This window comes from Nostoc sp. UHCC 0302 (assembly GCF_038096175.1).
GTDB lineage: Bacteria > Cyanobacteriota > Cyanobacteriia > Cyanobacteriales > Nostocaceae > UHCC-0302.
Map to the genome: position 1 here is coordinate 64,035 of NZ_CP151099.1, position 24,475 is coordinate 88,509.

Annotated in this window: 22 protein-coding genes; 9 read left to right on the top strand and 13 right to left on the bottom strand. The window is 39.1% G+C overall.

The window, feature by feature from the left end:
* Positions 1 to 86 precede the first annotated feature (86 nt).
* The 3 genes from WKK05_RS00265 to WKK05_RS00275 all read right to left on the bottom strand — a co-directional run bounded on the left by WKK05_RS00265 (position 87) and on the right by WKK05_RS00275 (position 3,900).
* Complete coding sequence (locus WKK05_RS00265) at positions 87 to 2,297, bottom strand: xanthine dehydrogenase family protein molybdopterin-binding subunit (RefSeq protein ID WP_341527834.1); 2,211 nt, start codon at positions 2,295 to 2,297, stop codon at positions 87 to 89.
* 66 nt (positions 2,298 to 2,363) lie between these two features.
* On the bottom strand, positions 2,364 to 3,365 hold the full coding sequence (locus WKK05_RS00270) for a xanthine dehydrogenase family protein subunit M (protein WP_341527835.1): 1,002 nt from the start codon (positions 3,363 to 3,365) through the stop codon (positions 2,364 to 2,366).
* Complete coding sequence (locus WKK05_RS00275; protein WP_341527836.1) at positions 3,352 to 3,900, bottom strand: 2Fe-2S iron-sulfur cluster-binding protein; 549 nt, start codon at positions 3,898 to 3,900, stop codon at positions 3,352 to 3,354. Before WKK05_RS00275 ends, WKK05_RS00270 begins: the two co-directional genes overlap by 14 nt.
* Positions 3,901 to 4,127: 227 nt before the next feature.
* On the opposite strand from WKK05_RS00275, the gene WKK05_RS00280 reads away from it, so the two are divergent.
* Positions 4,128 to 5,321, top strand: coding sequence for an NAD(P)/FAD-dependent oxidoreductase (locus tag WKK05_RS00280; protein ID WP_341527837.1), 1,194 nt, complete (start codon positions 4,128 to 4,130; stop codon positions 5,319 to 5,321).
* Between the two features lie 238 nt (positions 5,322 to 5,559).
* Here the strand turns inward: WKK05_RS00280 and WKK05_RS00285 are convergent, their stop codons facing one another.
* From WKK05_RS00285 to WKK05_RS00295, 3 genes are all read right to left on the bottom strand, one after another.
* Positions 5,560 to 6,882, bottom strand: coding sequence for an ATP-binding protein (locus WKK05_RS00285; protein WP_341527838.1), 1,323 nt, complete (start codon positions 6,880 to 6,882; stop codon positions 5,560 to 5,562).
* A gap of 96 nt (positions 6,883 to 6,978) precedes the next feature.
* The gene (locus tag WKK05_RS00290; RefSeq protein WP_341530978.1) at positions 6,979 to 8,265 is read right to left on the bottom strand and encodes a tellurite resistance TerB C-terminal domain-containing protein; all 1,287 of its coding nucleotides are present in this window, start codon (positions 8,263 to 8,265) and stop codon (positions 6,979 to 6,981) included.
* 162 nt (positions 8,266 to 8,427) lie between these two features.
* Positions 8,428 to 9,777 carry an ATP-binding protein gene (locus WKK05_RS00295; RefSeq protein ID WP_341527839.1) on the bottom strand — a complete coding sequence of 450 codons (1,350 nt, stop codon included), beginning with the start codon at positions 9,775 to 9,777 and terminating at the stop codon, positions 8,428 to 8,430.
* Positions 9,778 to 9,864: 87 nt separating this feature from the next.
* Between WKK05_RS00295 and WKK05_RS00300 the strand changes: the two genes are divergently transcribed.
* The 3 genes from WKK05_RS00300 (at position 9,865) to WKK05_RS00310 (ending at position 13,688) form a co-directional block, all read left to right on the top strand.
* On the top strand, positions 9,865 to 10,179 hold the full coding sequence (locus WKK05_RS00300; RefSeq protein ID WP_341527840.1) for a TMEM14 family protein: 315 nt from the start codon (positions 9,865 to 9,867) through the stop codon (positions 10,177 to 10,179).
* An 897-nt stretch (positions 10,180 to 11,076) separates the two neighbouring features.
* The gene (locus WKK05_RS00305) at positions 11,077 to 12,315 is read left to right on the top strand and encodes a phosphotransferase (protein ID WP_341527841.1); all 1,239 of its coding nucleotides are present in this window, start codon (positions 11,077 to 11,079) and stop codon (positions 12,313 to 12,315) included.
* Between the two features lie 281 nt (positions 12,316 to 12,596).
* A complete protein-coding gene (locus WKK05_RS00310) occupies positions 12,597 to 13,688 on the top strand; it encodes a T3SS effector HopA1 family protein (protein ID WP_341527842.1) in 1,092 nt (363 codons plus the stop codon).
* On the opposite strand, the gene WKK05_RS00315 is transcribed toward WKK05_RS00310, so the two are convergent.
* Both WKK05_RS00315 and WKK05_RS00320 read right to left on the bottom strand, forming a co-directional pair.
* Positions 13,677 to 14,516 (bottom strand): hypothetical protein, encoded by an 840-nt coding sequence (locus WKK05_RS00315; protein WP_341527843.1) that lies wholly within the window; start codon positions 14,514 to 14,516, stop codon positions 13,677 to 13,679. The two genes, WKK05_RS00310 and WKK05_RS00315, sit on opposite strands and share 12 nt — an antisense overlap.
* 5 nt (positions 14,517 to 14,521) lie before the next feature.
* Positions 14,522 to 15,316 (bottom strand): hypothetical protein, encoded by a 795-nt coding sequence (locus tag WKK05_RS00320; RefSeq protein WP_341527844.1) that lies wholly within the window; start codon positions 15,314 to 15,316, stop codon positions 14,522 to 14,524.
* Positions 15,317 to 15,365: 49 nt separating this feature from the next.
* Between WKK05_RS00320 and WKK05_RS00325 the strand changes: the two genes are divergently transcribed.
* Both WKK05_RS00325 and WKK05_RS00330 read left to right on the top strand, forming a co-directional pair.
* Positions 15,366 to 15,503, top strand: coding sequence for a hypothetical protein (locus WKK05_RS00325; protein ID WP_185592387.1), 138 nt, complete (start codon positions 15,366 to 15,368; stop codon positions 15,501 to 15,503).
* A gap of 106 nt (positions 15,504 to 15,609) precedes the next feature.
* A complete protein-coding gene (locus WKK05_RS00330; RefSeq protein ID WP_341527845.1) occupies positions 15,610 to 16,056 on the top strand; it encodes a thioesterase family protein in 447 nt (148 codons plus the stop codon).
* On the opposite strand, the gene WKK05_RS00335 is transcribed toward WKK05_RS00330, so the two are convergent.
* From WKK05_RS00335 to menA, 3 genes are all read right to left on the bottom strand, one after another.
* Positions 16,039 to 17,430: a 2-succinylbenzoate--CoA ligase gene (locus WKK05_RS00335; RefSeq protein WP_341527846.1), complete on the bottom strand. Its 1,392-nt coding sequence runs from the start codon at positions 17,428 to 17,430 to the stop codon at positions 16,039 to 16,041. The genes WKK05_RS00330 and WKK05_RS00335 overlap by 18 nt on opposite strands.
* Positions 17,415 to 18,530 (bottom strand): o-succinylbenzoate synthase, encoded by a 1,116-nt coding sequence (locus WKK05_RS00340; protein WP_341527847.1) that lies wholly within the window; start codon positions 18,528 to 18,530, stop codon positions 17,415 to 17,417. Before WKK05_RS00340 ends, WKK05_RS00335 begins: the two co-directional genes overlap by 16 nt.
* Positions 18,531 to 18,604: 74 nt before the next feature.
* Positions 18,605 to 19,501, bottom strand: a complete 897-nt coding sequence (gene menA / locus WKK05_RS00345) for a 2-carboxy-1,4-naphthoquinone phytyltransferase (RefSeq protein ID WP_341527848.1) — start codon at positions 19,499 to 19,501, stop codon at positions 18,605 to 18,607.
* 309 nt (positions 19,502 to 19,810) lie between these two features.
* Between menA and WKK05_RS00350 the strand changes: the two genes are divergently transcribed.
* The 3 genes from WKK05_RS00350 to WKK05_RS00360 all read left to right on the top strand — a co-directional run bounded on the left by WKK05_RS00350 (position 19,811) and on the right by WKK05_RS00360 (position 21,986).
* A complete protein-coding gene (locus tag WKK05_RS00350; protein ID WP_341527849.1) occupies positions 19,811 to 21,226 on the top strand; it encodes an isochorismate synthase MenF in 1,416 nt (471 codons plus the stop codon).
* 20 nt (positions 21,227 to 21,246) lie between these two features.
* Positions 21,247 to 21,549 (top strand): XisH family protein, encoded by a 303-nt coding sequence (locus WKK05_RS00355; protein ID WP_341527850.1) that lies wholly within the window; start codon positions 21,247 to 21,249, stop codon positions 21,547 to 21,549.
* A 101-nt stretch (positions 21,550 to 21,650) separates the two neighbouring features.
* Entirely contained in the window at positions 21,651 to 21,986 is a 336-nt protein-coding gene (locus tag WKK05_RS00360; RefSeq protein WP_341527851.1) for a XisI protein, read from the top strand.
* 119 nt (positions 21,987 to 22,105) lie between these two features.
* On the opposite strand, the gene WKK05_RS00365 is transcribed toward WKK05_RS00360, so the two are convergent.
* Both WKK05_RS00365 and WKK05_RS00370 read right to left on the bottom strand, forming a co-directional pair.
* Positions 22,106 to 23,413, bottom strand: coding sequence for a glutamate-5-semialdehyde dehydrogenase (locus tag WKK05_RS00365; RefSeq protein ID WP_341527852.1), 1,308 nt, complete (start codon positions 23,411 to 23,413; stop codon positions 22,106 to 22,108).
* 150 nt (positions 23,414 to 23,563) lie between these two features.
* A complete protein-coding gene (locus tag WKK05_RS00370) occupies positions 23,564 to 24,472 on the bottom strand; it encodes an ATP-binding protein (protein ID WP_341527853.1) in 909 nt (302 codons plus the stop codon).
* Positions 24,473 to 24,475 lie beyond the last annotated feature (3 nt).

Here is a 24,475-nt window from a genome sequence, read left to right on the forward strand (position 1 = left end):
AGGGGGAAAGTTCCAAACCTTTTCCCTATTCGAGGAGAGGTTTTCCAGTTTACGTCAAAAGTCAGATCCTTCTCTAGCTTTCAATTTCACAGCAACTTGTCTGGTGTAATTGGCAGGTCGCGAATCCGCTTGCCTGTGGCATGATAAACAGCATTAGAAATAGCAGCAGCTACCCCAACGATGGGAAGTTCTCCCAGGCTTTTTGTTCCTAAAGCATTGACATAAGCATCGTGTTCTTCAACGAATTGCACTTGCATTTGTGGTATATCGGCATGAACGGGAATTAGGTAATCCGAAAGATTCGCACCAACCACTCTGCCATGATGAGCATCCATTACCGTCTTCTCCATCAGCGCCATACCGATTCCCCAAGTAATCCCACCTATCACCTGACTCCGCGCTGTTTTGAAGTTGAGTATTCGCCCTGCACTATAAACGCCTACGCAACGTCTTACCTTAATCTCTCCCAGCAATTCATCAACAGCGACTTCGACAAAGATGGCTCCAAAGGAGTGTTTTGAGTACTGTTTACTCTCTGGGCTAGGTGAGGTTTCTTCTGTGACTTCTAAACTATCTAACCCCTGACGGTGGAGAATCTCGGTATAGCTGTCCCGCTTTGCGAGGTCTTGTTTTAAGAATATTTGCCCTGATTCGACGGTTATATCTTCTGCTTGAAATCCATAAAGCGGAGAATTCGCATCTGCTGTTGCCATTTCAACCATTTTTATTCTGGCAGCAGTGGCTGCTTTATGTACAGCAGGAGAAACACTCGCAACAGTAATTGAGTTCCCTGTAATTGGAGCTTTCGGGAGATTGCTATCACCTAATTCAAACTGCACCTGTTGGCTGGGTAAGCCTAATGCCTCAGCAGCAACCTGAGTCATCACTGTATAAGTACCTGTGCCAATATCTTGGGTTCCACTCTTTACTTTTACCTCTCCATTGGCAAAAATTTCTACTTTTACTGATGTGGTTCCTGAGTTGGTGGGAAATGTCGCACTTGCCATTCCCCAACCAATTAGAAAATGCCCATCCCGCATCGAACGCTCAATTGGGTTGCGTTGTGACCAACTAAAAATTTCTGCTCCCTGTTGGTAACATTGTTTTAGGGATTTACTTGACCAAGGTAGTTCTGTGTGCGGATCAATATCTGCATGATTTCGCAGTCGCAATTCAATTGGATCAATATTTAAAGCGGATGCTAGTTCATCCATTGCGGATTCTAGGGCAAACATTCCAGACGCTTCTCCCGGCGCACGCATAAAGGTTGGTGTGCCGGCATTGATACGAGCCAGACGGTATTTCACTTGTAAATTAGGACAAGCGTAGAGCATCGTAGTTGCTGCACCCACAGGTTCCACAAAGTCATCAAAGATAGATGTTAAGGATGTGCCTGTGTGTGTAATAACGGTTAACTTACCCTCCTTAGTTGCACCCAAGGTAAGTTGTTGCTGGGTTTGGGATCTGTAGCCGCAAGCAGTGTACATTTGCGATCGCGTTAACACTATTTTTACAGGGCGCTTGACTTGCCGAGCTGCGATCGCTGCCAAAATAGTATGAGACCGTAACAGTGCTTTACAACCAAATCCTCCGCCTAAATACTTGCAGATGATACGAACGTTTTCTGGCGGAATATTCAAAACGGCGGCGATACCCCGTTGTGTTGAAGAAATGCCTTGAGTGGTTTCATACAGTGTCAAATTATCCCCCGACCACATTGCTATAGTCGCAGAAGGTTCGAGGGGATTATGATGTTCTATTGGTGTTGTATAAACCTGCTCTATAGTTACATCTGCCTGAGCTTTCCCAGATTCAACATCTCCTCTAGTAATTTTCCCAGGCATAATCCCAAAAAAGATTGATTCTGGCTCAAACACTTCTGATAGTGCTTGTGCCATTGTGATTGTAGGCTGTTCTTCTTCGGAGATTATTTTTATTAAAGATGCGGCAGATTCAGCCTGCTCTAAGGTTTCTGCAACTACTACTCCCAAGTGTTGACCATTGTAATAAATGTTGTCATCTTTCTCGGTTGGCAGAGTTTCTTTATTACCAAAAAAGGGTATTTTAACTAAACTTGGGGTTTGATTATAAGTAATAATATCTATTACACCAGGAGCCAATGCTGCTGTAGATGTGTCTATTTCAATAACTTTGCCTTTAGCGATCACACTTTGAAAAATCACGCCATAAGTCAGATTTTCTATTGATACATCGGCTGTATATGGCGCTGCTCCGGTAACTTTAAGCTTGCCATCAACGCGATCCAATGGTTTACCGATAATTTTGTTATTTGTCATTTGTCATTGGGCATTTGTCATTTGTTATTTGTTATTGGTCATTGGGCATTAAGAGTTAAAAGTCAGTTATTTGTCTCCCCTGCCCCCTGCCTCTTCTACTCCGACAATTGAGAGCGCACGTATCAAAGCGCGTTTAAGTAATTCAATTTTGAATTCATTGTGTGCTTGCGGTTTTGCATCTTTGACAGCAACTTCAGCAGCGGCTGTAAACGTCGCTGTGTTGATTGGTTTTTCTTGCAGAAATTCTTCAACTTCCCAAGCACGCCAAGGTTTGGGCGCTACTCCCCCAAAAGCGATTCGTGCTGATTTAATAATTTCTTGTTCTACTTCTAAAGCAACAGCAACCGAAACGAGAGCAAATTCATAAGCAGCCCTGTCTCTAATTTTTAAATAATATGATCGTCTTTTGGGTAGGTATGGCACTTCAACAGCAACAATTAGTTCTCCAGGCTGTAATAAAGTTTCTTTTTCTGGTGTTTCATCTGGCAATAAATAAAAATCATCAATTGCAATTCGATGTTCTTGCTCCACGCCTTGAATACAAATGACTGCATCTAATACCATAAGAGCAACGGCTAAATCGGAGGGATTAACAGCAATACAATGTTCACTCGCCCCGAAAATAGCGTGCATTCGGTTGTAGCCTGGAATCGCCGAACAACCTATATCTGGGGTGCGTTTATTACAAGGAAAAACTGGATCGCGAAAGTAGCCACAGCGGACTCGTTGCAACAAATTACCGCCTACTGTTGCCATGTTTCGTAATTGAGGTGAAGCACTTTGTTGCAAAGCTTGAGCAATTACTGGATAGAACTCTTGAACTTTGGGGTGAAAAGCTACATCACTCAATTTACATACTGCACCAATACGGATTCCAGAATCTTGGAATTCAATATTTGCTAAAGGCAAACTATTAATATCAACTAATTTACTAGGTGTTTTTACTCCATCTTTCATTAATCCGAGTAAATCTGTGCCACCAGCAATAAACGTCGCATTTTTATCTTGCTCAACAGTAGCGATCGCTGCCTCTTTTGAGACAGCTTTAGCATAACTAAATGGCTGCATCTTTATTTCCTTCTAGCACATCCCAAATCGCCGCTACAATGTTTGGATAAGCTCCACAACGGCAAAGGTTTCCACTCATTTTTTCTTGAATTTCTGCTTCAGATTTTGGGGTTTCTTCTAATACCATCCCTACGGCAGAGACAATTTGACCAGATGTGCAGTATCCACATTGAAAAGCATCATGATTTATAAATGCTGTTTGCATTGGATGAAGTTCACCATCTTTTGATAATCCTTCGATAGTCGTAATTTCTGTACCAACTTGCATAACTGCTAAGGTCATACAAGAGTTAATTCGCCGACCATTAACCAATACGGTACAAGCACCGCATTCTCCGCGATCGCAAACTTTTTTAGTACCCATAAGACCGAGTTTTTCCCGCAGTGCATCTAATAAGGTGACGCGAGGTTCCAGTTTCAGCGAATAGGATATATTATTGATATTCAACGATAAGTTTACTTCCTCCGGTGTGGCTATTTCCATTTCTTGGTTAATAGAGTTTGAAGTAAGTGAATTTAAGGAATTTTCTTGCATGATTTTACTACAAATAATTACATTTATTATCTATTTAATTTTTGTTTAGCATAAAAAGCTTTAAATTACTTATCTCACTAGTAATAAAATATTGTCTATCTATTGTTAGAAAAAAGTTTATCATTACATTTTTACAATACCAAATAAATTATATAAATTAGTACTTAACAAGCACGATATTTACATGCTGTAATTTTGACCTGATTGAATTAACATTTATAAGGAATATGCCAAAAACAGATATAACTCATAAATTGTCCAAACCGATAGTAGAGAAAGTTGCCATCATCGGTGCTGGCCCAGGCGGTTTAGCTACTGCCATAGCACTGCGAACCCTTGGGTTCGACGTTCAAGTGTACGAAAAAGCACAAGATTTTCGTCCCGCAGGCACTGGCTTAGGACTAACTCCTAACGGATTAAATTGTCTAGATGCGATCGCACCAGGAATAGTCGAGACTCTAACAATTTCTGGTTGTCCGGTTCGCCACATACTTATCAAGAGCAGTACCGGAGAAACCATCCGAGAAATACCAAGCCGCAACATAGAACTATACGGACGGCCATTGTTAACTGTTTGGTGGTGGCGTTTGCAGCAAACATTGGCATCCAGATTGCCAGCGGACATAATTCACCTCAATCATCGCTGCATCGGGTTTGAACAAAATGAAAACACTGTGGAAATAAATTTTGATAATGGGAAAACAGTATATGCCGATTTGCTGATTGGGGCTGATGGCGTTAACTCGGTGATTAGAGAAACTTTATTTAAAGAAGGCAAGGCTAATTTTTTGGGGAGTATGTGTTGGCGTTCTGTCCTCAAGTATCATCACGAGTTATTTGATTCCCATGAAACAGTTTTTATTAAAGGCAATAAACAGTTCATGTATATTCTTAACGTAGGCGAAGGATATACCAGTTGGATTAGTCGTAAATTATCGCCTGATTGCTCCCTTTCTAGAAATGCTGATGAGGTCAAATCTCGTATTTTGAATGAATTAGCTGGTTGGGATGAATCCTTTCGTGAAGTAGTAGAAGCAACACCAGCCCAAGAAATTTGGGAAGGCCCGATTTGCGATCGCCCACCTTTATCTCACTGGAGCCATGGCCGAGTAACTCTTTTAGGTGATGCAGCTCATCCAATGGCTCCTGCGATCGGACAAGGAGCAAATAGCACCTTTGAAGATGCATACGAATTGCAAGCCTGCTTATCTGAGTCATCTACTCTAGAAGCAGCTCTTACTAGCTACGAACAGCGGCGGAGCGATCGCACTCAAATCATCCAAAAGCAGAGTGCTTTGGGTGAAATGCGCTACTACGAAACAGAAAACTCTGTTGAGCAGACACAACAACAGCCAAAAATGAGGCCTATAAATGAATTTCACAACTGGCTATATAGCTACAAGCCATCTGTAATCAATTGAAAAAGAATGCAGAATTCAGAACAAGAAAGTAGGAAATTCAGCGGTAATACCATTTCATTTTAATAATGATACAAATACCCTGGTAGAGGCATGGCAATTCCATGCCTCTACGATAAATCTATATATATCAGAATTTTCGTGAATTGGTATAAGCCTGAGCATAAGTCTAAAGTTGCACAGAATTAAATTCTCAATTCTGACTCCTAAATTCTTTGTTATTAAATTTTTTGTTAATTAATCACAAACTAAATTCTGCTGCATCACCTTCATCTACAAATTTCCCCGCAGCAGTGGGTTTAAATTTAGAGCCATGAATTAGTTCACCAAACGAAAGCTCTGGATTTTGGTGAAGAATATTCACCGCACTCATAAAATCCCGCACAATTTCCCCAGGTGTTAACAACGCTTCTGCACCTAAGCGGTTGACAATTTCTTGCACAAACTCTTTTAACTCACGATTTGTCAAAGCCTGTTCATAGCCAAAATTAACAGCATGAATTTCATTTAGGCGCTGCAAAAGCGTTAAGATTTCTTCTTCACTTAACGGATTTAACCGAATTACAGGCCCAGAATACTCCTGAACACCAGCTTGCGTGACAAAACGACTTTCTTTTGTACGTCTTCGCCAAGCTTGATCTGCAAAAAGTCCTCGGTTTGGATCTTCTAAAAATTTGGTTGTACCACCGATAACAATGCCAAGATGTTCTGCTTTACATTGCATAGTATCATTAAACATTGCGAGAAGTCTGTTATAGTTTTTTTCTCTAGTAACCGTAGTTGATATTTGGTATATATGCACAGCTTCATCAAGCAGCACTAAAAGTCCTTTATAACCAATTTCAGCTATAAATTTTGCGAAAAGCTTGATGTAATCATACCAACTATTATCATCAATAATCACCCGCACTCCCAAAGCAGCTTTTGCTTCAATTTTGGTAGTGAATTCTCCCCGCAACCAGCGCATTGCCGAGTTTTTTAATTCATCATCATCTAATCGGTAACCGCGCCAATAAGCAATAATAACGTTACCAAAATCAAAACCGTGAACTAAATCTTCAATATACTGAACCACTTCTCTAATTTTGGATTCAACTTTGTCATCAAAACCATCTTCAGTAGGACGCATCCCGGTTTCTTTAACTACTTCTTGCTGGATTTTATTAATCCATCCTTCCAAAATTGAGACTAAAGCACCGCCATCAGGACGAGTTTTTGTCGCTAGACGGCTCATTAATTCTCGATAAGTTGCTACACCTTCATTGTTGCTTCCTGCTAATCGGCGTTCGGCGGATAAATCAGCATCAGCTACTACAAAACCTTGCTCCATAGCACGGTTACGAACAAGTTGTAGCATAAAGCTTTTTCCTGAACCATAATTGCCAATTATAAAACGAAATGCTGCAACACCTTCTGCAATATCGTTGAGATTTTGTAATAGGCTGTTTAGTTCTTTTTCTCGCCCCACTGCTATATGTTCAACTCCTACTCTTGGTACTACTCCTGCACTCAGAGAATTTATTAAAGCAGTAGATATTTTTTTCGAGATTTTGAGCTTTGCCATGTAGTTAACTTCACTTTATTTTAAGCGCAGAGGCACGCAGCCACTAAGTAAGGCTTATACTCACCTTACTAATAATCTGACGACACCAAGAATTATTTAATTGGATGAAGTGTGCCTAGCCATAAGGTTTTCATAAGTCGCGATCATTTTTCTGACATTAATCATATGCTCTTCATAAACTTCTGGTATTTCCGAAGTAGGCTCAATTATTAATTCACCAATAATATCATTTGCTTGTTCATTTATAGAATCAATTAAGAGATTGGGCATAGTAATATTGGCTTCGGCAATCTGCTTAATCATCGCCTTGGGGTTTTCTTGCTCAATTATGGCTTTTAAAACCTGAATTTCGTGTGATGGTAGCTTTTGCAATAAATTAGTCCATTCTATGGGTAAATTATCCGATATATCTAATCTATTACCTATTGATTCTATAGGTTCAATTAATTCTGAAAAAGGAAACGATTCACCATTATTTTCTTCTACTTGACTAGATAAAGGCTCTAAACTGATTGTTTCTATTTGTTGAAACAATTCCCAAACTTGGCTTTGCAATCCATCTCGTTCTTCTTGCAGTAATGAAATTTGCCCTTGCAGATTTGTAAGCTCAGTTTGTTGCGCGCCTATTTGAGTTTGATAAGAATTCAGACTAGCTTCTATATTTTTTCTTTCATTTATTGTAGCTATAAGTAATTGATTCTCTTTATTTACCTCACTTTCAAGCTCTTGAATTTTAATTCGTAGTTCATGTAGTTTCTCTTCAAGCTGGGGTTTGAGTCTGTCTAATAGGGTTAAATTACTTTCAAGTTCTTGTTTTTGCTGCTGTAATTCAGAAATGTGATTTTGTAACTGAGTAGCTTCAGCGCGAAATACATTACAATTCAACTCTAAACGACGTTTCTCTGCTGTCAGGGTAGAACATGAATTATTCAGCTCTGCTTGACTTTTATCCAAATTATCTAGTTTAGTTGTTAAGCTGCTTATTTCAGCTTGTAGCTGCTTTTTTTGAGCGGAAAAAGTGCTTAACTCTCTATTAAGGCTGTCTCTTTGACTGCGGCATTCTGCTACTTGATTTTGTAGCTGTATGGAGTCTGTGTAGATTAAATGTCGCTGTTCTTCAATTTGGTTTATTTCTCTAACAATACGTGACTTTAATCCTTCTCTCTCTTGAATTTTCTTACGGAGAGAACCTAAAATAAGCATTTCATAATTTCTGCGTCGTTTATCCACAAACAATGCTGCTATATAGGTAGCAATTACAGTAATTACACCTGTAAAAAAGGCTTTACTCAAATCCCAATTGGGAACAAGACTAAGCCCAAAACTCACACTAAAGGCAACTATGCCTAAGATGAATCTATTGCTTACCATTACCGATTGCATATTGCTAATTTTTAGCATGGTTTAAGTAGTTAGAATAGATAGTGTTTAAAGACATTAACTTTCACATAGTAATTCTAAAATCTCCGGTTGCTGTAGGTATTTGTGCATAAAACATAGCGAGTAAGTTACAAAAAATAAAATTACTAAATAATTATTTTTAAATCACATATCTAATGTCTTGTTATTCACACCAAAAACTGCTATATCTGCTTTTAAGAAATCAATAAATTGCCGGGCTGTACGCCCAGAACGACCATTATGGCGAGTTGCCCATTGTAATGCTTGATATTCTAAGTCTTCTTCGTTAATATTAATACTGGCTTGTGCTGCTAAATGCCGGACAATTTTTAAATAAGTCTTCTGATTGGCTGGCTCAAAAGTTAAGGTGAGTCCAAAGCGATCGCTAAACGAAAGTTTCTCTTGCATCGTATCCCATGCATGAATTTCATCGTTATCTTTGGGAGCAGGTCTATCAACAAAAAACTCCCGAATCAAGTGGCGACGATTGGAAGTGGCATACACAACTACATTTTGAGGTCTAGCGGTTAAATTGCCTTCTAATACCACTTTCAACGATTTAAAGGCATCGTCATCTTCTTCAAAAGAAAGGTCATCAACAAAAATGATAAATTTTTGTGACGCTCCCTGCAACTTTTCTACAATTTCTGGTAAGTCTTGCAATTCTGATTTTGTCACTTCTAACAAGCGAAGATTGCGGTTGCTATATTCATTTAATAAAGATTTCACCAAAGAAGATTTTCCAGAACCGCGGCTCCCGTACAGTAATACGTGCAGCGCTGTCTCCCCTGATAATAAAAACTCTGTATTTTTAAGCAAAGCATCTCGCTGAGACTCGTAACCTATAAGCGTACTCAGCTTTACTGAATCGGGATACTGAATACCGATAAACTGCCCAGATTGCCAGCGGAAAGCATGGTATTGTGCGAATATACCAGAGCCAAATTGCCGATAATAAGCTGCTAAATCTTCTACAGCATCACTCCAATGTTCCAACTGTTGTAGAGACGTAATCAACCCTGCCTCTACTTCTACCGCTGCTGGTTCTTGATACCACACTACAGGTGAGACAAGCATATGGGCTACTGTTTGCACCCACTCACTTAAACAAGCGGTACTACATTCATAGAGACTTTGTAATACTTGTAAATCATGCCGAACTGCCGCTATTAAAGCAGGAGGTAAATCTTTAAATTCCCGCTGTTGTGCCAGTTTTGTAAAGGGATTTTCACAGATGAGAATTTGACTAATTAGGTAGTCTTCCCAATTTTGATTTCTCGCAGCCAAGGCATGGAAGTAGCTACCATAGGCTTGAAGACAACCTCGTGCATCGGCATCAGTGTAACGTATAGCTTGCAACAGGTCAAGAAATGCTATCCCCACTTCGCATTGGAGGACAGATTGGTACAGTAAAAGTGAGGCTGCTTGGCGCTGGAGATATTGAACCTGTGCATAGGAGTAAGTACTTGCCATTGGCATCGCTTGATTATCCATCAATCAACTGGGTGATATCGCTAAACAGCTATGGTAAATTGTCTGCTGACCCTGGTAGTAAAGTCAAAATCTACATAGGTTTTAACAATGAATTTAAGTATAATTGCTGCCTTTTCCTACGGTGTATTAGCGATTATTGGTGGCATTATTGGCTACATTCAGGCTAACAGCCAAGTTTCGCTTTTCAGTGGGGGCATTAGCGGTTTATTACTAATTTTCACAGCTTATCTTCAACTACAAGGACAAATCCTGGGACTATTTTTAGCAGTGTTTATTACTGCCATTTTAGTAGTATTTTTTGCATTTAGATTAGCTAAAACACGCAAATTTATGCCAGCAGGACTAATGACAATTTTGGGTATGCTGGCATTAACGTTAATGGTGAATCAAATTTTTGCATAATTTACAATGTTGTATTAGTACATATATATTACACTAGACTTGGCCTTGCCACCCTATCTATGTCGCGAAGTCAATAGGTACTAATTTTTCTTTGAGCTAAATAGCAGACTTGGGATAAAAATCAATTTTTGTAAAAAGAAAAGTCACAATAAAGGCGATAGCCAACAAATTTTTTGATTTTTGAGTTTAATTCGCTAAATTAATAACTTTTGCAAGCGGTTTAGTAACTATGACTAGACCCTATTTAACTTGACAAAACATTAATTTTATGCGTTTTGTCAGACCTGTGTCTGCTGTTGTTAACAGGTTAGCACTGACAAAAGTCAAAAGTGAAATTCTACTTAGGCGGTTAGGAAGCAATTATCAAACCAATACAAAAAATTAATTATTACCTGTCTAAAGTGTCCGGTTATCTTGGCTTTGCCATGATAAATAAAAATAATAGTGTCGAATGTCATACTTTTAGGCGCGAAGGTTTTCCTATATTCTTTGCTACTTAGAGAATGACATAATTGTTATTCATACTACTTTTTACACGCTGATTTAGGATAAGTAGCCATTCTCATTAATTAATAGCTGTTAAGCAGCAAGCAACATCTGCTACCAATTATTGTTTTGCTGTTAATCTTGATCTCCCGCCAATTTTACTCTAAATGCATTTAAGCAAATATGCTGAAAGCTATAAAGTTGGAATAGTGTATAAGAGTAAAATTTGAAGAAAAAATAAAGTGTTTAATGCCATTTTGGCAAGTTTTTGTCTAACAGATAGGATATTAGTAGATAGTACTATCATTATTGTTATTCATACATAGTTGCTATCTACTGCTAACTGCTAATACTAAGCCAATCCCGACATAGGTGATTCTCTCCGCAATTTTAGGAACTAGGAAATAATACATGGTATTATCACTGTCTTCTCAAAACGTTATCCAGTATCTGCGAGATGCAGGTCTGTGTAGCTCAGAAGATGGCGCATCAGATAAATCTGAGTTGCCAAAAAATAGCAAGAAGAATTTCAATTTATTGGTGACTTTAGCAGACAATCGTAATCTGCTGGTTAAACAAGAAAGCATCACTAATAATGATGAAACGCCGCATGAGTTTTTTAATGAATGGCTGTTTGGGCAATTGCTTGGGCAGTTTCCAGTTTTGGGAAATATTTCTGCGATCGCTCCATCAGTGCTACATTTTGATCAGGAAAATTCTATACTTGTCCGTAATTATCTCAGCGAATATTTAGAGCTCGGGCAGTATTACCAGAAAAATGATATTTTTCTACCAGAAATTGCTTCTGCCATTGGCACTACGTTGGCAGGACTGCATCGTGCAACCTTCAATCGTCGAGAGTATAAGGATTTTATGTCCACTGCTCCCGAAGGGCAATTTCGTTATGGCTTTTACAATCCAGCACAAGGAATAAACTCAATTGGACCGGATATTTTTGGTGTGGTTCCTACAGATGCGCTAAAATTCTATGTTCTTTATCAGCGCTATGAAAGTTTAGAATCAGCAATTGCTGATTTAGCATATAACTGGCAACCTTGCTGTTTAACGCACAACGACTTAACTTTAAACAATATTTTGGTTCATTCTAGATGGGAACAGCTAGATAATTGCTTAGTGCGACTAATTGATTGGGAAGCTTGCTCTTGGGGAGATCCAGCCTTTGATTTAGGAACTTTACTCGCCAGCTATTTACAAATTTGGCTTTCGAGCCTTGTAGTAGATCCTACCATTGAATTAGAAGAATCACTCCATCTGGCAATGACGCCGCTAGAAGTTCTACAACCTTCAATAGTTGCTCTAATTAGGTCTTATCTAAATGCTTTCCCCATGATTTTGGAGTACCAGCATGATTTTATTCTGCGTGTTATCCAGTTTGCAGGGTTAGCACTGATTCATCAGATTCAAGATATGATTACTAGCCGCAAATATTTTAACAACAGTGATATCTGTATGCTGCAAGTTGCTAAAAACTTACTCACTATGCCTGAACAATCTGTGTTAACAATTTTTGGTATCTCTGAGTCTACAATTCTAAAACCTGTGGCAAACCTCCATAAACTTCCTCAACCAGAAAAGGAACAGCAATTGCTTCGCATTTATTACGAAAAGACTCGGCTACGGGGTTGTTAAGGGTAGGAAAGAGTAAAATACAAGATGTAACTAAAAATTAAAGGTTGACATATTAAATTTTTTTAGAGCCTATTTTCATTGTTATAAATTTAAGGTATATAGCATAAAGGTGATGAAAAAAATAGATTCATCTAACAATATTATGTAATTTCTGAAAAACGCTTTGAGTGAACCACAAAGGCACAGAGAGAAGTCTGAATAAAGGCTTTATCTGATAAAAATTTTTCCTATTGTTAATGCTGTGTAAACGGTGATTATGAGTTTTGAGTTCTAAATTGATAATGCCAAATTCTTCTACCAATCAACTGTTAACTTCCTTATTCGACATTGCCAGTAATATCGAGATTGAGCCAAACTTTTGTATTCATCATCCCAACTATCAACCCTTTGCTCTACCGACTAAAGTAGCTCAAAGATTTCAGCAAACTTCGGTGGCTCTACAACGTAAATATCTCACCTTACTACTGCGGAATTTCCTTTACGGAATCTATTACAATGGTTCCTTACAAACCACTTTGGCAGTTAATTCTGATAGCTGTAATTACACGCTTTATCATAATTTAGAAAACGATTGCATCTTTGGGATTGATTGGGAATTTTATGAGCAATTGCACTCAAGCAATCACGGAATAGGTTACTTTGATCCTAGCTGGCAGGTGTTGCGGCAAGAGCCTGATGGTAGTATGGCGGTGATTAAAGGTGGTTTAACGCTACATATTGAGCCAGATTGCCATCTCAAACCCAGTATGAAATCTGCTAAAGCGGGTGAGATGGTAGCTATCTGGATGCCGAAAAATCGACTGCACAACGGTTGTTATGTAGCAGTTAGTAATGTTGGGCAGGAACAGCAGAGTAATCCAGATGTGGATTTTGGATCAGGAAGAATCTATTTTAATTTTACTCCAGGTGGTGCGATCGCCCTCATGGAAAGCCTGACGCAGCAACTCAATGCAGCCGCGATTCCCTTTAACTTTCAGGTTCTCTACAATCCTGCTGCATACGAACGCTATGATTCCGGCGTGCTGTACTTTGAACTCGACGATTATCCAGCAATCCGTAGCATCCTTCAGGTTATTTATACACAACATCAATCTTATTTCCAGCCAGAAATACCTCTATTCACGAAGTTTTTAGCCCCAGGACTAGGTTTAGCTGAAGAACCAACCGAAAAATTCGCTGCACAGGAAAGTTTTGGGATGAACCGTTGCCAAATTTTAGCGAATGCTTTGCTGGAAGCTTGGCAAAAAGGTAAAAATGCGATGGAAGAAAGAATGAGAGAGATTGATCAACACTTTGCACAACATTCAATTGATGTGCAGCGTCCCTACCTCAACCCTACTTCTGAAGATATATATTACCCCCTAGCTATCTAATTGGTATTTCAGGGCTTGAGACTCAAGCACAGTCAGAAGTTCCGTATGTTGATCGACTAAAGCTTGTATTGTGGTAACTGGATGACGATGAAGGCGATGTTTTTGTTGACGGGGTGCTTCATCCATTGCTAATCTGCGACGTTGAGTGTTGTATTCCGCTACAGGCACTTCCCGAATTTGTGTCAGCAACATTTGTTCACTTTCGGCGAAGAAAAGAACTTGATATTGCCCAAAATCACGTAATTCGGCAGTTGATTTGCGCCCACTAATTCGCCGTTGATTGCGACGCAAAAGGCTAAACATAGCTTCCATTTTCAAGTTATCTGGCGGTAAGCCAGGAATGTCATAGCAGTGCAATAAATCAGTACCGTATTTATGCCATAGTTTTTGTAGCTTTTTCTTCAAGGCAAACTGTGCGGGATTTTGTTGAGGGTCGGGCTGAAATTGCTGTAATAACTCTTCCATTTCGCGCCGAACTTGAAAACTTGTTAAAGGTAATTTTACAGTTTGTGTAACATCGGTCGCGCAATCAATGCGTGGACTGGTTTGTTCAGGATAGTGCAAACATTCTGCAATTCGTTGCAACCAATTGTGTGTTTCTTCTAAGTCGGAGGCTAATGAACGATTGCTACTTAAGGCTTGGTCAATCCATACTGACAAGAGAGACAAATAATCTGTATCAAGTTCTCGACATGGTAAACTACGTAGTATCTGTCCAATAGTTTCTAATTGCTGGTAGCCGCTTAAACCGCCCCAGCGAAAAGGTTTGCGACTGGTGCGATTGACACAATCCCGAACCGCAGCCCGAATCTGGGATTCGATTGCCATTAACTCTATGTCTCGTGACAAATAGGGGATTCCTGAAAAAAAGGGAGACTGTCTTGCTGCTGTTCGGAGCCTGGGTGTTGGGCTCTTTCTGAGTACTCAGGGACTTTTGGCAGATCATCTAAATCTGCTTTTAATTGCTGTCTGAGCTTTGTGTCTAATGGCAGCACCACTTCACTTAAATTACTGAGAAAGTGGGCTTGACAACGTTGATGGGGTGCATCTGGCCAACTTGAATTCATTGCCGCAATGATTGATTTTTCCCCATCTGACAATGTTGCTAGCACTTTATACGGTAACTCTTTATATGGTTGCAGCCACTCAATTAACCTTTGTGCCTGTGCCTGTGGTAACTGAATTCCACTTACTGGTGTACCGCTTAATACCTCGTACAATACATACAGTAAGGTTCCGTGGCCTTCGGGCTGTAAGGCATCTATTGCCCAAATCAAGCCACCATGATGGACTGCTGTGGCAGCTAATTTCTCCTGTGTATGTGCAATCGTTCCACCCAATAGTGCCAGAAATTGACGGTATAGCTTACCTACATTGCTTTCGTTAATTTCAACACCACGCTGGTTTAATAAGCGCCGAATTTCTGCCAACTGTTGATGCTCATTTTCATGTTGCCAACCAATAAATGCCAGCACGTCTAGCCCATAAGTACTGTAAGGCAGACTGTATTTTAACACGCCAGTCGCGTAGTAATGTTTACCAAAATGTGTGCAACTATGATTGGTACATTCTTTACTCTTGCCTGCCACAAATACTGCACCATCCATTGTTTGAATGGTTTTACGCATGTGTCTTGGTCTGCGTAGCGCTAATTCTGCCCCACAATGCACGCACTCAATGAGTGAACATTCTAATACTATTCGTTTGATATTACTGAATTTTCGTTCTGGGCGATGGCGAGGCAACTTTACTATCACTAATTTTTTACTGCTGCTAGGTGCTTTCCTCAGTTTACCTGCTTTGTATACCAATTAGATAGCTAGGGATATTACCCGTTAAATTGATAACTGTTGTACCTAGAGTAAAATTAATTAGTAAAGTAGGCTTACAGCCTACTATTTTTATGTTTTCATTTTGAAAAATGTCTTTCACATACAACCGCACGGTTCATTTTCAAGACACTGATGCTGCTGGGGTAGTTTATTTTGCAAATATTTTGAGTATCTGTCATGAAGCTTATGAAGAATCTTTAAGAGCATCAGGCATTAATCTCAAAGATTTTTTTACTAATCCTTCTGTGGCTTATCCGATTGTTCATGCGAATGTTGATTTTTTGCGCCCCATATTCTGCGGCGATAAGTTGGTAATTAGCTTAATGCCCCAAAAAATAAGTGTTGAGAAGTTTGAAATTGCTTACGATATTACAGGGACTGATGTAATAATTGCTAAGGCTGTAACTAGACACGTTTGTATTGATGCAAATAGTAGAAGTAAGCAAGAATTACCTGATGAAATAATACAGTGGTTGGAAACGAACCGCAGAGACGCAGAGGGCGCAGAGAGAAGAAAGTCAAGAGAGGTTATGTGATGATTTATTTAAGAATTCTTGAGCTATTTGCTGTAGCTGTTGACGATTAATTTTACCTTGGGCGTTATGGGGTAAAGTTGGCAGAGGAATCCAATGTTTAGGGATTTTAAATTTGCTAAGTTTGTCTTTGAGTAGGGTTTGAATTTCTGAGGTGTGGGTATTTGAGTCATTAGGAATATAAATGGCTGTTAATGCTTGCCCCCAGTGTTGATCTGGTATGCCGATGACAGAAACATCCATAACCATTTTAGTAGCTCGGATAGCTGATTCGATTTCTGCTGGATAAATATTTTCACCGCCTGTAATTATTTTATCGCTGTTACGCCCAACAATATTTAAATAACCTTGCTCGTCTAAATAACCTAAATCATCTACTTGGAAATAATTATGATTGTCCCAGGTTTGAGGATAGTAACCAAGGGCTAAAGATTGAGCATTAATGTTAATAGTTCCGATTTGATTTGATTTTAAAACTTCGTCTTGTTGATTACGAATTGTTATTTGAACGTGGGGAAGAATCTTGCCACTACTAACTTTACCTTTGAGAAAATCATGGGGTTTAAGGGTGGCAATTTGAGAAGCAGTTTCTGTCATGCCATAAGTAAGTGCTAGACTTATATGATGGAATCTTGCTTTTTCTAGGAGTTCATTCCATGCTGGCGCACCTCCTAAAAGTACAGTTTTAAATTGAGAGAGCCACTCTGTTAACTCTGGATTTTGTAGAATCCGTTGTAACTGTGTTGGTACTAAAGATATAAAAAATTCTGATTGTTGAAGATTTAATATTTGACCAGATTCTATTGCTTTGAATGGCAATATAGCTAGTTTACCTCTGGTAGTGAAAGAACGCATAAACTGCATTAAGCCGCTGACATGATATAGCGGCAATACACAAAAAGAATTGATTTGTTGTAACTGAAAGTATGCTTTAAAACCTTGCACGGACGCCGTGAGAGTTTCCCAAGTGTGCATAGCAAATTTAATCTGTCCTGATGAACCACCCGTAGGAATCATTATGCAATTGGGCATTGGGCATTGGGGATTATTCTTTTTTTCTATGCACCATGCCCCATGCGCCATGCCCCAAATAATATCTGGCTGTACTAAATCGAATACTTGTTGCCATTCTTGCTTTCCCCAGTCTGGGTTACAAAGAAAAACTGGACAATTAGCTGCACAAGCGGCGATAAAACTTGCCAAAAATTGCACTGGTTCGCGTTCAGCTAAAACGATTTTTGGTGGAATTCCACAAGCTGACAAATGTGTGAGTTCTAAATATAATTTTTCAAATGTTTGCTGAAACTGAAGGCTATTAAAACCAATCAGCAAGTCACGTTGAGCAAAATTTTTGAAGTATGCTAAAGCTCGTTCCATATGTTATGAAGCCAAGTTTCTTCTGGTTCAAAAAAATGGTTAACACCAAAACCAACCGCCCTATTATGTAGAGATAATTCTGCTGCTAATTGGAGTGCTGCAAGTCTTGCGATCGCAGTTTCAAATACTGATGAAAATACAGCATCAATTTTATGATGTTGACAAAATTGTCTTAAACGAGATGGTGAACCGACTATCCCAGGTTTAATTACAAAAATCCCTCGCCAACCTTGTTGATAACAGCGTTCAAGTTGCTTGAGTGTGGCAACAGACTCATCTAAAGCGATCGCAGTTCTGTAGCACATACTCAATTCCAACATCCCCTGCAATTGCCCCACAGGTAGGGGTTGTTCAATAAATTCAATTTCTAATGGTAATGCTTGATTTGCCTGGATATTATCGCAATTCCACAGCCATAAATTTGCTTCTTCATAGCTGAGTCCACCGTTGGCATCTAATCGCAATTTTGCTGATGCTGGTAACGCCTGCGTCAGGGACTCAAAAATTTTTAGTTCATTAGCGATCGCATCTACACCAATTTTCCATTTAAACGTGCGATATCCTTGCTGCCATAAAGTTTCCCATTGATTTAAAGCCGCTTCTCCAGCCGATAATAAACCGCTGTAGGAAAGTGAGGAAGTAGAGACGCGACGCCAGTCGCTACAACGGGGGAAACCCTCCCGCAGCGATGATTCACCGCAACGCGCTGGCTCATTAATCGCATCTGTACAGGAGTTAGGAGTTATAAGATTATTTTTTTCATCTTCCTCATCTTCCCCAGTCCCCAGTCCCCAGTCACTAATCCCTAATCCCTCAAACGCTGACTCAAAACCAAATTGACAAGCAGGTAACTCATCTGGGATGGAGAAAATTATCTTGTCTGTGATTTCTGCTGGTAGTTGGTGACAAAATTCTAAGGCTTGTTCTATGGTTTCGGAACCAAACCAACTGATGGGAGCAATTTCTCCCCAGCCAACTCTGCCTGTTTCATCGGTCAGGCGGAGAATAATGCCATCACGCATATCCCAATTACCATGACTTGTGGTAAGCGATCGCACAAATCGTCGTCGATAAGGACGAAAATCAAATTTGTAAGCCACTATGGTCAAATCAAGCTAATTATCAACATCGTTCTGTGTCTTTTTTCATACAAATGACAAAGGACAAATGACCATTAGAGCATAAATCCCACGCCCAACAGCAAGCAACTCCAGAAATGCACAGCTACAGCAATGAATTTGCAGTTACTGACTTTTTCCGGCTGATTATGATTTTCTTGCACATGGCGGCATAATTTGACAGCAAAGGGTAAACTCAGCCAACTTAGCAACGTCCAAACCGGGAAAACTCCCAATAGCACAAATATTAAGCTGAGGGGATAAATACTGATAGTAAACCAAATTAAGACTTGGGCAGCTTTTTCGGTTCCCAGGCGGACGATAGGCGAGCGCTTCCCAGCAGCTATATCATCCTTAACTTGGTGAAAGTGTGAGCAAAACAAAATTAAACTTGTGGCGATACCAACAATTACTGAGGCTGCTAAACTCGTCATTGACCAAGTTCGGGTTTGGCTATAATATGCTGCCGCTACTGCCAATGGCCCAAAGGCAAAAAAGCAAATAATCTCGCCTAAACCCTGGTATCCTAAGCGAAAGGGTGGGCCTTGGTAAGTGTAGCCCAATGCACAGCAAAGCAAAATTATCCCGATGACAGTTGGGTCTTGTTGCCAAAGGGCGATCGCTACTATACTCAACAAACCCAAACCTAAACAGAAATTTCCTATCCAAAATATTAGTGACTTATTGCCAGTTAAGTTTACTAAAGAATGGTGTTTATTCTTATCAATACCCGTTTCCGAATCAAAAACATCATTACTCAGGTTTTCCCACGCCAGAATTAAAATTGCCGCAGCAACAAAAGTAGAAAATATTGCACTATTAAAAACTTTGGTTTCTGCAAATGCTACAGCTGTTCCTACCCAAATCGGTATGATGGCAACGCTGTACATTGGCGGTTTAATAGCCGCCATCCATAACTTAGTGTTGGGATATAAAATTTGCTTGGTAGTCATCAGTCGTGATTAATTATATTCTGAGAATACTACGTACACGTTAGATTTTATTATTTAAAGAGACACAAAATGCTAATGAAGTGTGAAAATTTATGCTTTTACTCTGGCTTTTTAGGCATACTTAGCTAACACTCACCGTTAAATTGCAACCCAAAACTAAGCTTAGCTTGTCCGGGTATTGTAACACCACAAACAAGGCAAAGCCTACGCTGGTAAAATGGCGACTTAATATGTTACCTGTAGAAATACGACCATGATTAATTACACTTTAGGAAGATAACTTAAAAAAAATTTACTATCCTTAAATCCATGACAGTTTCACCATGTCGGAGCAAGTTCTTTGTAGAACACAAAGATTTATATCAATTTCTTTTAAGAGTGCAAGAAAAGTGCGTCAAAAATAATTGCAGGCAAATTGTCAGTATCTCGCAAGCGATTGATTTGGTTGACCCCCTAGTTGTATTAGATCAGCTTACACAAGCAAATGAAATAAATTTTTACTTTGAGGATAGAGGCAAAGGAGAAGCGATCGCAGCAATTGATGCTGTAGCAAAATTACAAATTGACGGTACAGACAGATTTGCCAAAGCCGAAAATTTTATCAAATCATGTCTAAAAAATATAGTTAATTTTGCTAATGTTAACCAACCTTTTTCTGGGCCTCACTTTTTTTGTTACTTTAGTTTTTTTGATAAAAATATCCAAGCAGATTATCCATTTCCATCTGCTACAGTGTTTTTACCACGTTGGCAAGTAGCTGTTAAAAATCAGCGTTGTACATTAGTAACTAATACAATTATCAATGCTAGTGTCAATATTAAAAAAATTTTGCAAACTGTACAAAGCAAAATTGAGCATATTCAATCTTTAAATTATTATTCGCCTAAAATTGATTTATTCTCTTCAAGCTTCTGCAAAAAATCTGAAGTAGATGCGGCTAGATTTAAGCGTTCTGTATCTTCTGCTTTAGAAAAAATTCGTTCTAGTCATTTAAGTAAAATAGTATTAGCTGATACCTTGGATGTAAGGTCAAGCAATCATTTTGATTTATTTAAATCGTTAAATAATCTCAGACAAGTGCATCCTAATTGTTATATATTTTCAACAAGTAATGGTAAAGGGCAAAACTTTATAGGTGCAAGCCCAGAAAGATTAATTAGTATTAATAATCAGCAGTTAATCACTGATGCTTTGGCAGGTTCTGCACCACGAGGTAAAACACCTGCTGAAGATGCTGCTAGTGCCAATCGCTTACTAAATAGCGAAAAAGAAAAACACGAACATTTATTAGTACTTGATTTTATAACTCAACGCCTATCGCAGCTAGGTTTATTGCCTCAAGTATTAGCACCACGCCTACGACAATTATCTAATATTCAGCATTTGTGGACGCCAATTAGTGCCATAGTTCCTGCTAGTGTACACCCCTTACAGATTGTTTCTCAACTGCATCCTACACCAGCCGTTGCAGGCGCAGCTAGAGATGTTGCTTGTGCTGAAATTCGTCGTTATGAGAACTTTGAGAGAGGCTTATATGCTGCACCATTAGGTTGGATAGACTCTCAAGGTAATTGTGAATTTATTGTTGGCATTCGTTCAGCATTAATCGATGGCGATCGCGCCAGGCTTTACGCAGGTGCTGGTATTGTCGCCGGGTCTGATCCTGAGAAAGAATTTGCAGAAGTGCAACTTAAACTTCAGGCGTTACTAAAAGCATTAGTTTAAAAGCTAATTACTAATATACTATGCCAGCCAAAGATATTTATCATAATGCTGTGAGAAACTCTCTTGAAAAAGAGAGTTGGTATATTACCAACGATCCATTTATCTTAAAATGGGGTACAAGAGATTTATATATTGATTTAGGAGCAGAAAAACTTATAGCCGCAGAAAAAAGCGGACAAAAAATAGCAGTAGAAATTAAAAGCTTTATTGGTGCTTCTCCAGTAGCCGATCTTGAAAACGCTTTGGGGCAATATATTTTATACTACGATATTCTCAGTCGCTTAGAACCAAGCCGCCGATTGTATCTTGCTGTTCGTCAATAAACCTACTCAGAACTGTTTCAAGAACCAATTGGTAAAATATTGATAGAAAATCAGCGTCTTAGTTTACTTGTCTTTGATTCAGAACGAGAGGTAATTTTAGAATGGATACCTTAGATAATTACCGCCAAATCATTCAAAAAATATTAAGCGAATACTCCCAACTTCCCTACGCTTACGGACAACTAGAAAGACAGTTTATTATTGACAAAAATGAAAACCACTATTTGTTACTAACACTTGGTTGGGAAAATAAACAACGGGTACATGGATGCTTAATCCACATTGATATTATCAACGATAAAATCTGGATTCAAAGAGACGGAACTGAAATTGGTATTGCAAATGAACTGGTTAGTGCTGGCATCCCTAAAACTAAAATAGTTCTAGCTTTTCAACTTGCTGAACTAAGAAAATATACTGAATTTGCTGTTAAATAAATGTGGTATTTCCCTAGACTTTACAGAAGTACTATTAGCAAAAATCGATTTTTCTTAATGTCTTCGTGTCTTTGTGGTAAAAAATAATTGTTTAACCACAAAGACGCAAGGAAGATGTTTTAAACAAAATCTTGATGAGTAAAAGCTTTAGCATTAGCCCCAGTGTAACTGGCCACAATATGACCATCACCAGTCATTTGATATTTATATGTTACCAATCCTTCTAAACCAACAGGGCCGCGGGGTGGCATTTGTTGAGTACTAATCCCGACTTCTGCACCAAAACCGTAGCGGAAACCGTCAGCAAAGCGAGTAGAACAGTTGTGAAATATATTGGCTGAATTTACCAGTCCAAAGAAACTTTCAACAGCCGCAGAATCTTCAGTGATAATCGCATCAGTATGGCGAGAACCATATTCATTAATATGAGCGATCGCATCTTCTATAGAATCCACAACTTTAATGGACAAGATAAAATCACTGTATTCTGTTTGCCAGTCTATTGCTGTTGCAGTTGCGATATTTGGTAAAATTCCTAAAGTACGCTTATCCCCTCTTAATTCTACTTTACGTTCTTGCAAAGCCTCAGCAACTTTTGGTAAGAAATCTTTGGCAATTGACTGATGAACTAGCAAAGTTTCAATAGCATTACAGACAGCCGGATATTGTGCTTTAGCATCAACAGTAACCGTGACTGCCTGATCAATATCAGCAGCTTTATCTATATAAAGATGACAAATTCCATCAGCATGACCTAGTACAGGAATTCGAGTATTATCCTGCACAAACCTCACAAAAGAGTTAGAACCTCTAGGAATAATTAAATCCACATATTTGTCTAACTTCAAAAGTTCTAAAGTTTCTTCTCTAGTTGTTAGCAACTGTACTGCATCAGGGTTAACACTAGTTTGAGATAATCCCTGCTTAATTGCTTTCACTATGGCTTCACAAGAACGAACAGCTTCCTTTCCAGCTTTAAGGATGACGCCATTACCCGATTTGATAGCCAAAGAAACAATTTGAATCGCCGCTTCTGGACGTGCTTCAAAAATAATTCCCAAAACACCCAGAGGACAAGTAATGCGCTTGAGAACTAAACCAGAATCAAGTTCGCGATGAATCTGCACTTTACCCACAGGATCAGCTAACTTTCCGACATCTCGCACCCCAGCGATCGCATCTCTTAACTCATGTTCATCCAATTGCAAACGCTTATAAAGTGGTTTAGAAATACCTTCAGCAGCAGCGGCTTCACAATCAGCAATATTTGCTTGTAATATTTCATCTCTAGCCGATTCTAAAGCTTGGGCGATCACTTCAATAGCTTGATTTTTCGCCTCAGTAGAAAGAAGTACTAGTTTACTAGCAGCTTGGCGAGTTTTTTGAGCGCTCGTAATTAGGGGAGAAGCAATATCAAGAATAGTCATAAGTACAAATCTTTAGCTTTTCCCCATCCTATCAGTCATCATTTGTCATTGGTGATTAGTTATTGTTCCCTTGCTCCCTCATCACCCCCTCTCCTGCACAGACGCGTAGACACTCGAAGAGCGACTTCTCGTAAGAGTATAATCGCGTCTCTACTCCCCACTCTTAACCATTATCTTTTGTACAGATTTGCTTGCAGTAACTTTGACTGGGAGTGTAATTACAAACTCAGTTCCCTTACTTAAGGTTGAGTTGACTGTGAGCGCTCCTTCGTGTTCTTCTATCACAATTTGATGAGCGATCGCTAATCCTAATCCAGTGCCTTTTCCTACACCTTTGGTTGTGAAGAAATGCTCAAAAATCTTTTGTTTTAACTGATCTGTCATACCAATGCCATTATCTCGAATGCGAATCAGCACGGATTGCCCATCTTCTGAGGATTCTGTTTTTACCGTAATTTGGTTTAGCTGGGCGCTAATCTCAGCAAAACTGCGTCCTTGATTGGAGTCTTCCAAAGCATCGATCGCATTCGCCAAAATATTCATGAATACTTGATTTAGTTGTCCTGGAAAGCATTCAATTTGAGGTAAATTGCCATACTCCTTGATAATTTTGATTTCTGGGCGGTCTTCACTGGCTTTCAACCGATGTTTGAGAATCAGAATAGTGCTGTCGATACCCTCATGAATATCAAAAGGCACTTTATAGTCTTTGTCAGAGCGAGAAAAAGTACGTAAACTCGTACTGATATAGCTGATGCGTTCAACTCCGAGTTTCATTGAGTTAATTAACTTAGGCAAATCTTCTCGCACATAGTCCAAGTCAATGGCAGCTATTTCGTCTGCAATGTCTAGTTCTGTTTCAGGAATCTTAGTTTGATATAAGTCAATTAGCTTAAACAAATCATTAACGTAATCAATCGCAGGCTGCAAATTGCTGGCAATGAAGCCAAGAGGATTGTTGATTTCATGAGCTACACCAGCTACAAGATTGCCCAAGGCAGACATCTTCTCATGCTGCAACAATTGAAGTTGTGTTTGCTGAAGATTTTGTAATACCAATTC

Coding starts and splice junctions, on each gene's coding strand:
- WKK05_RS00350 (WP_341527849.1), top strand. CDS start 19,811: ATGACAGTTTCACCATGTCGGAGCAAGTTCTTTGTAGAACACAAAGAT.
- WKK05_RS00290 (WP_341530978.1), bottom strand. CDS start 8,265: ATGCAATCGGTAATGGTAAGCAATAGATTCATCTTAGGCATAGTTGCC.
- WKK05_RS00365 (WP_341527852.1), bottom strand. CDS start 23,413: ATGACTATTCTTGATATTGCTTCTCCCCTAATTACGAGCGCTCAAAAA.
- WKK05_RS00320 (WP_341527844.1), bottom strand. CDS start 15,316: ATGCGTAAAACCATTCAAACAATGGATGGTGCAGTATTTGTGGCAGGC.
- WKK05_RS00280 (WP_341527837.1), top strand. CDS start 4,128: ATGCCAAAAACAGATATAACTCATAAATTGTCCAAACCGATAGTAGAG.
- WKK05_RS00295 (WP_341527839.1), bottom strand. CDS start 9,777: ATGGATAATCAAGCGATGCCAATGGCAAGTACTTACTCCTATGCACAG.
- WKK05_RS00315 (WP_341527843.1), bottom strand. CDS start 14,516: ATGGCAATCGAATCCCAGATTCGGGCTGCGGTTCGGGATTGTGTCAAT.
- WKK05_RS00275 (WP_341527836.1), bottom strand. CDS start 3,900: ATGCAAGAAAATTCCTTAAATTCACTTACTTCAAACTCTATTAACCAA.
- WKK05_RS00305 (WP_341527841.1), top strand. CDS start 11,077: ATGGTATTATCACTGTCTTCTCAAAACGTTATCCAGTATCTGCGAGAT.
- WKK05_RS00270 (WP_341527835.1), bottom strand. CDS start 3,365: ATGCAGCCATTTAGTTATGCTAAAGCTGTCTCAAAAGAGGCAGCGATC.
- WKK05_RS00310 (WP_341527842.1), top strand. CDS start 12,597: ATGCCAAATTCTTCTACCAATCAACTGTTAACTTCCTTATTCGACATT.
- WKK05_RS00355 (WP_341527850.1), top strand. CDS start 21,247: ATGCCAGCCAAAGATATTTATCATAATGCTGTGAGAAACTCTCTTGAA.
- WKK05_RS00265 (WP_341527834.1), bottom strand. CDS start 2,297: ATGACAAATAACAAAATTATCGGTAAACCATTGGATCGCGTTGATGGC.
- WKK05_RS00330 (WP_341527845.1), top strand. CDS start 15,610: ATGTCTTTCACATACAACCGCACGGTTCATTTTCAAGACACTGATGCT.
- WKK05_RS00335 (WP_341527846.1), bottom strand. CDS start 17,430: ATGGAACGAGCTTTAGCATACTTCAAAAATTTTGCTCAACGTGACTTG.
- WKK05_RS00360 (WP_341527851.1), top strand. CDS start 21,651: ATGGATACCTTAGATAATTACCGCCAAATCATTCAAAAAATATTAAGC.
- WKK05_RS00300 (WP_341527840.1), top strand. CDS start 9,865: ATGAATTTAAGTATAATTGCTGCCTTTTCCTACGGTGTATTAGCGATT.
- WKK05_RS00325 (WP_185592387.1), top strand. CDS start 15,366: ATGAGTGAACATTCTAATACTATTCGTTTGATATTACTGAATTTTCGT.
- WKK05_RS00285 (WP_341527838.1), bottom strand. CDS start 6,882: ATGGCAAAGCTCAAAATCTCGAAAAAAATATCTACTGCTTTAATAAAT.
- menA (WP_341527848.1), bottom strand. CDS start 19,501: ATGACTACCAAGCAAATTTTATATCCCAACACTAAGTTATGGATGGCG.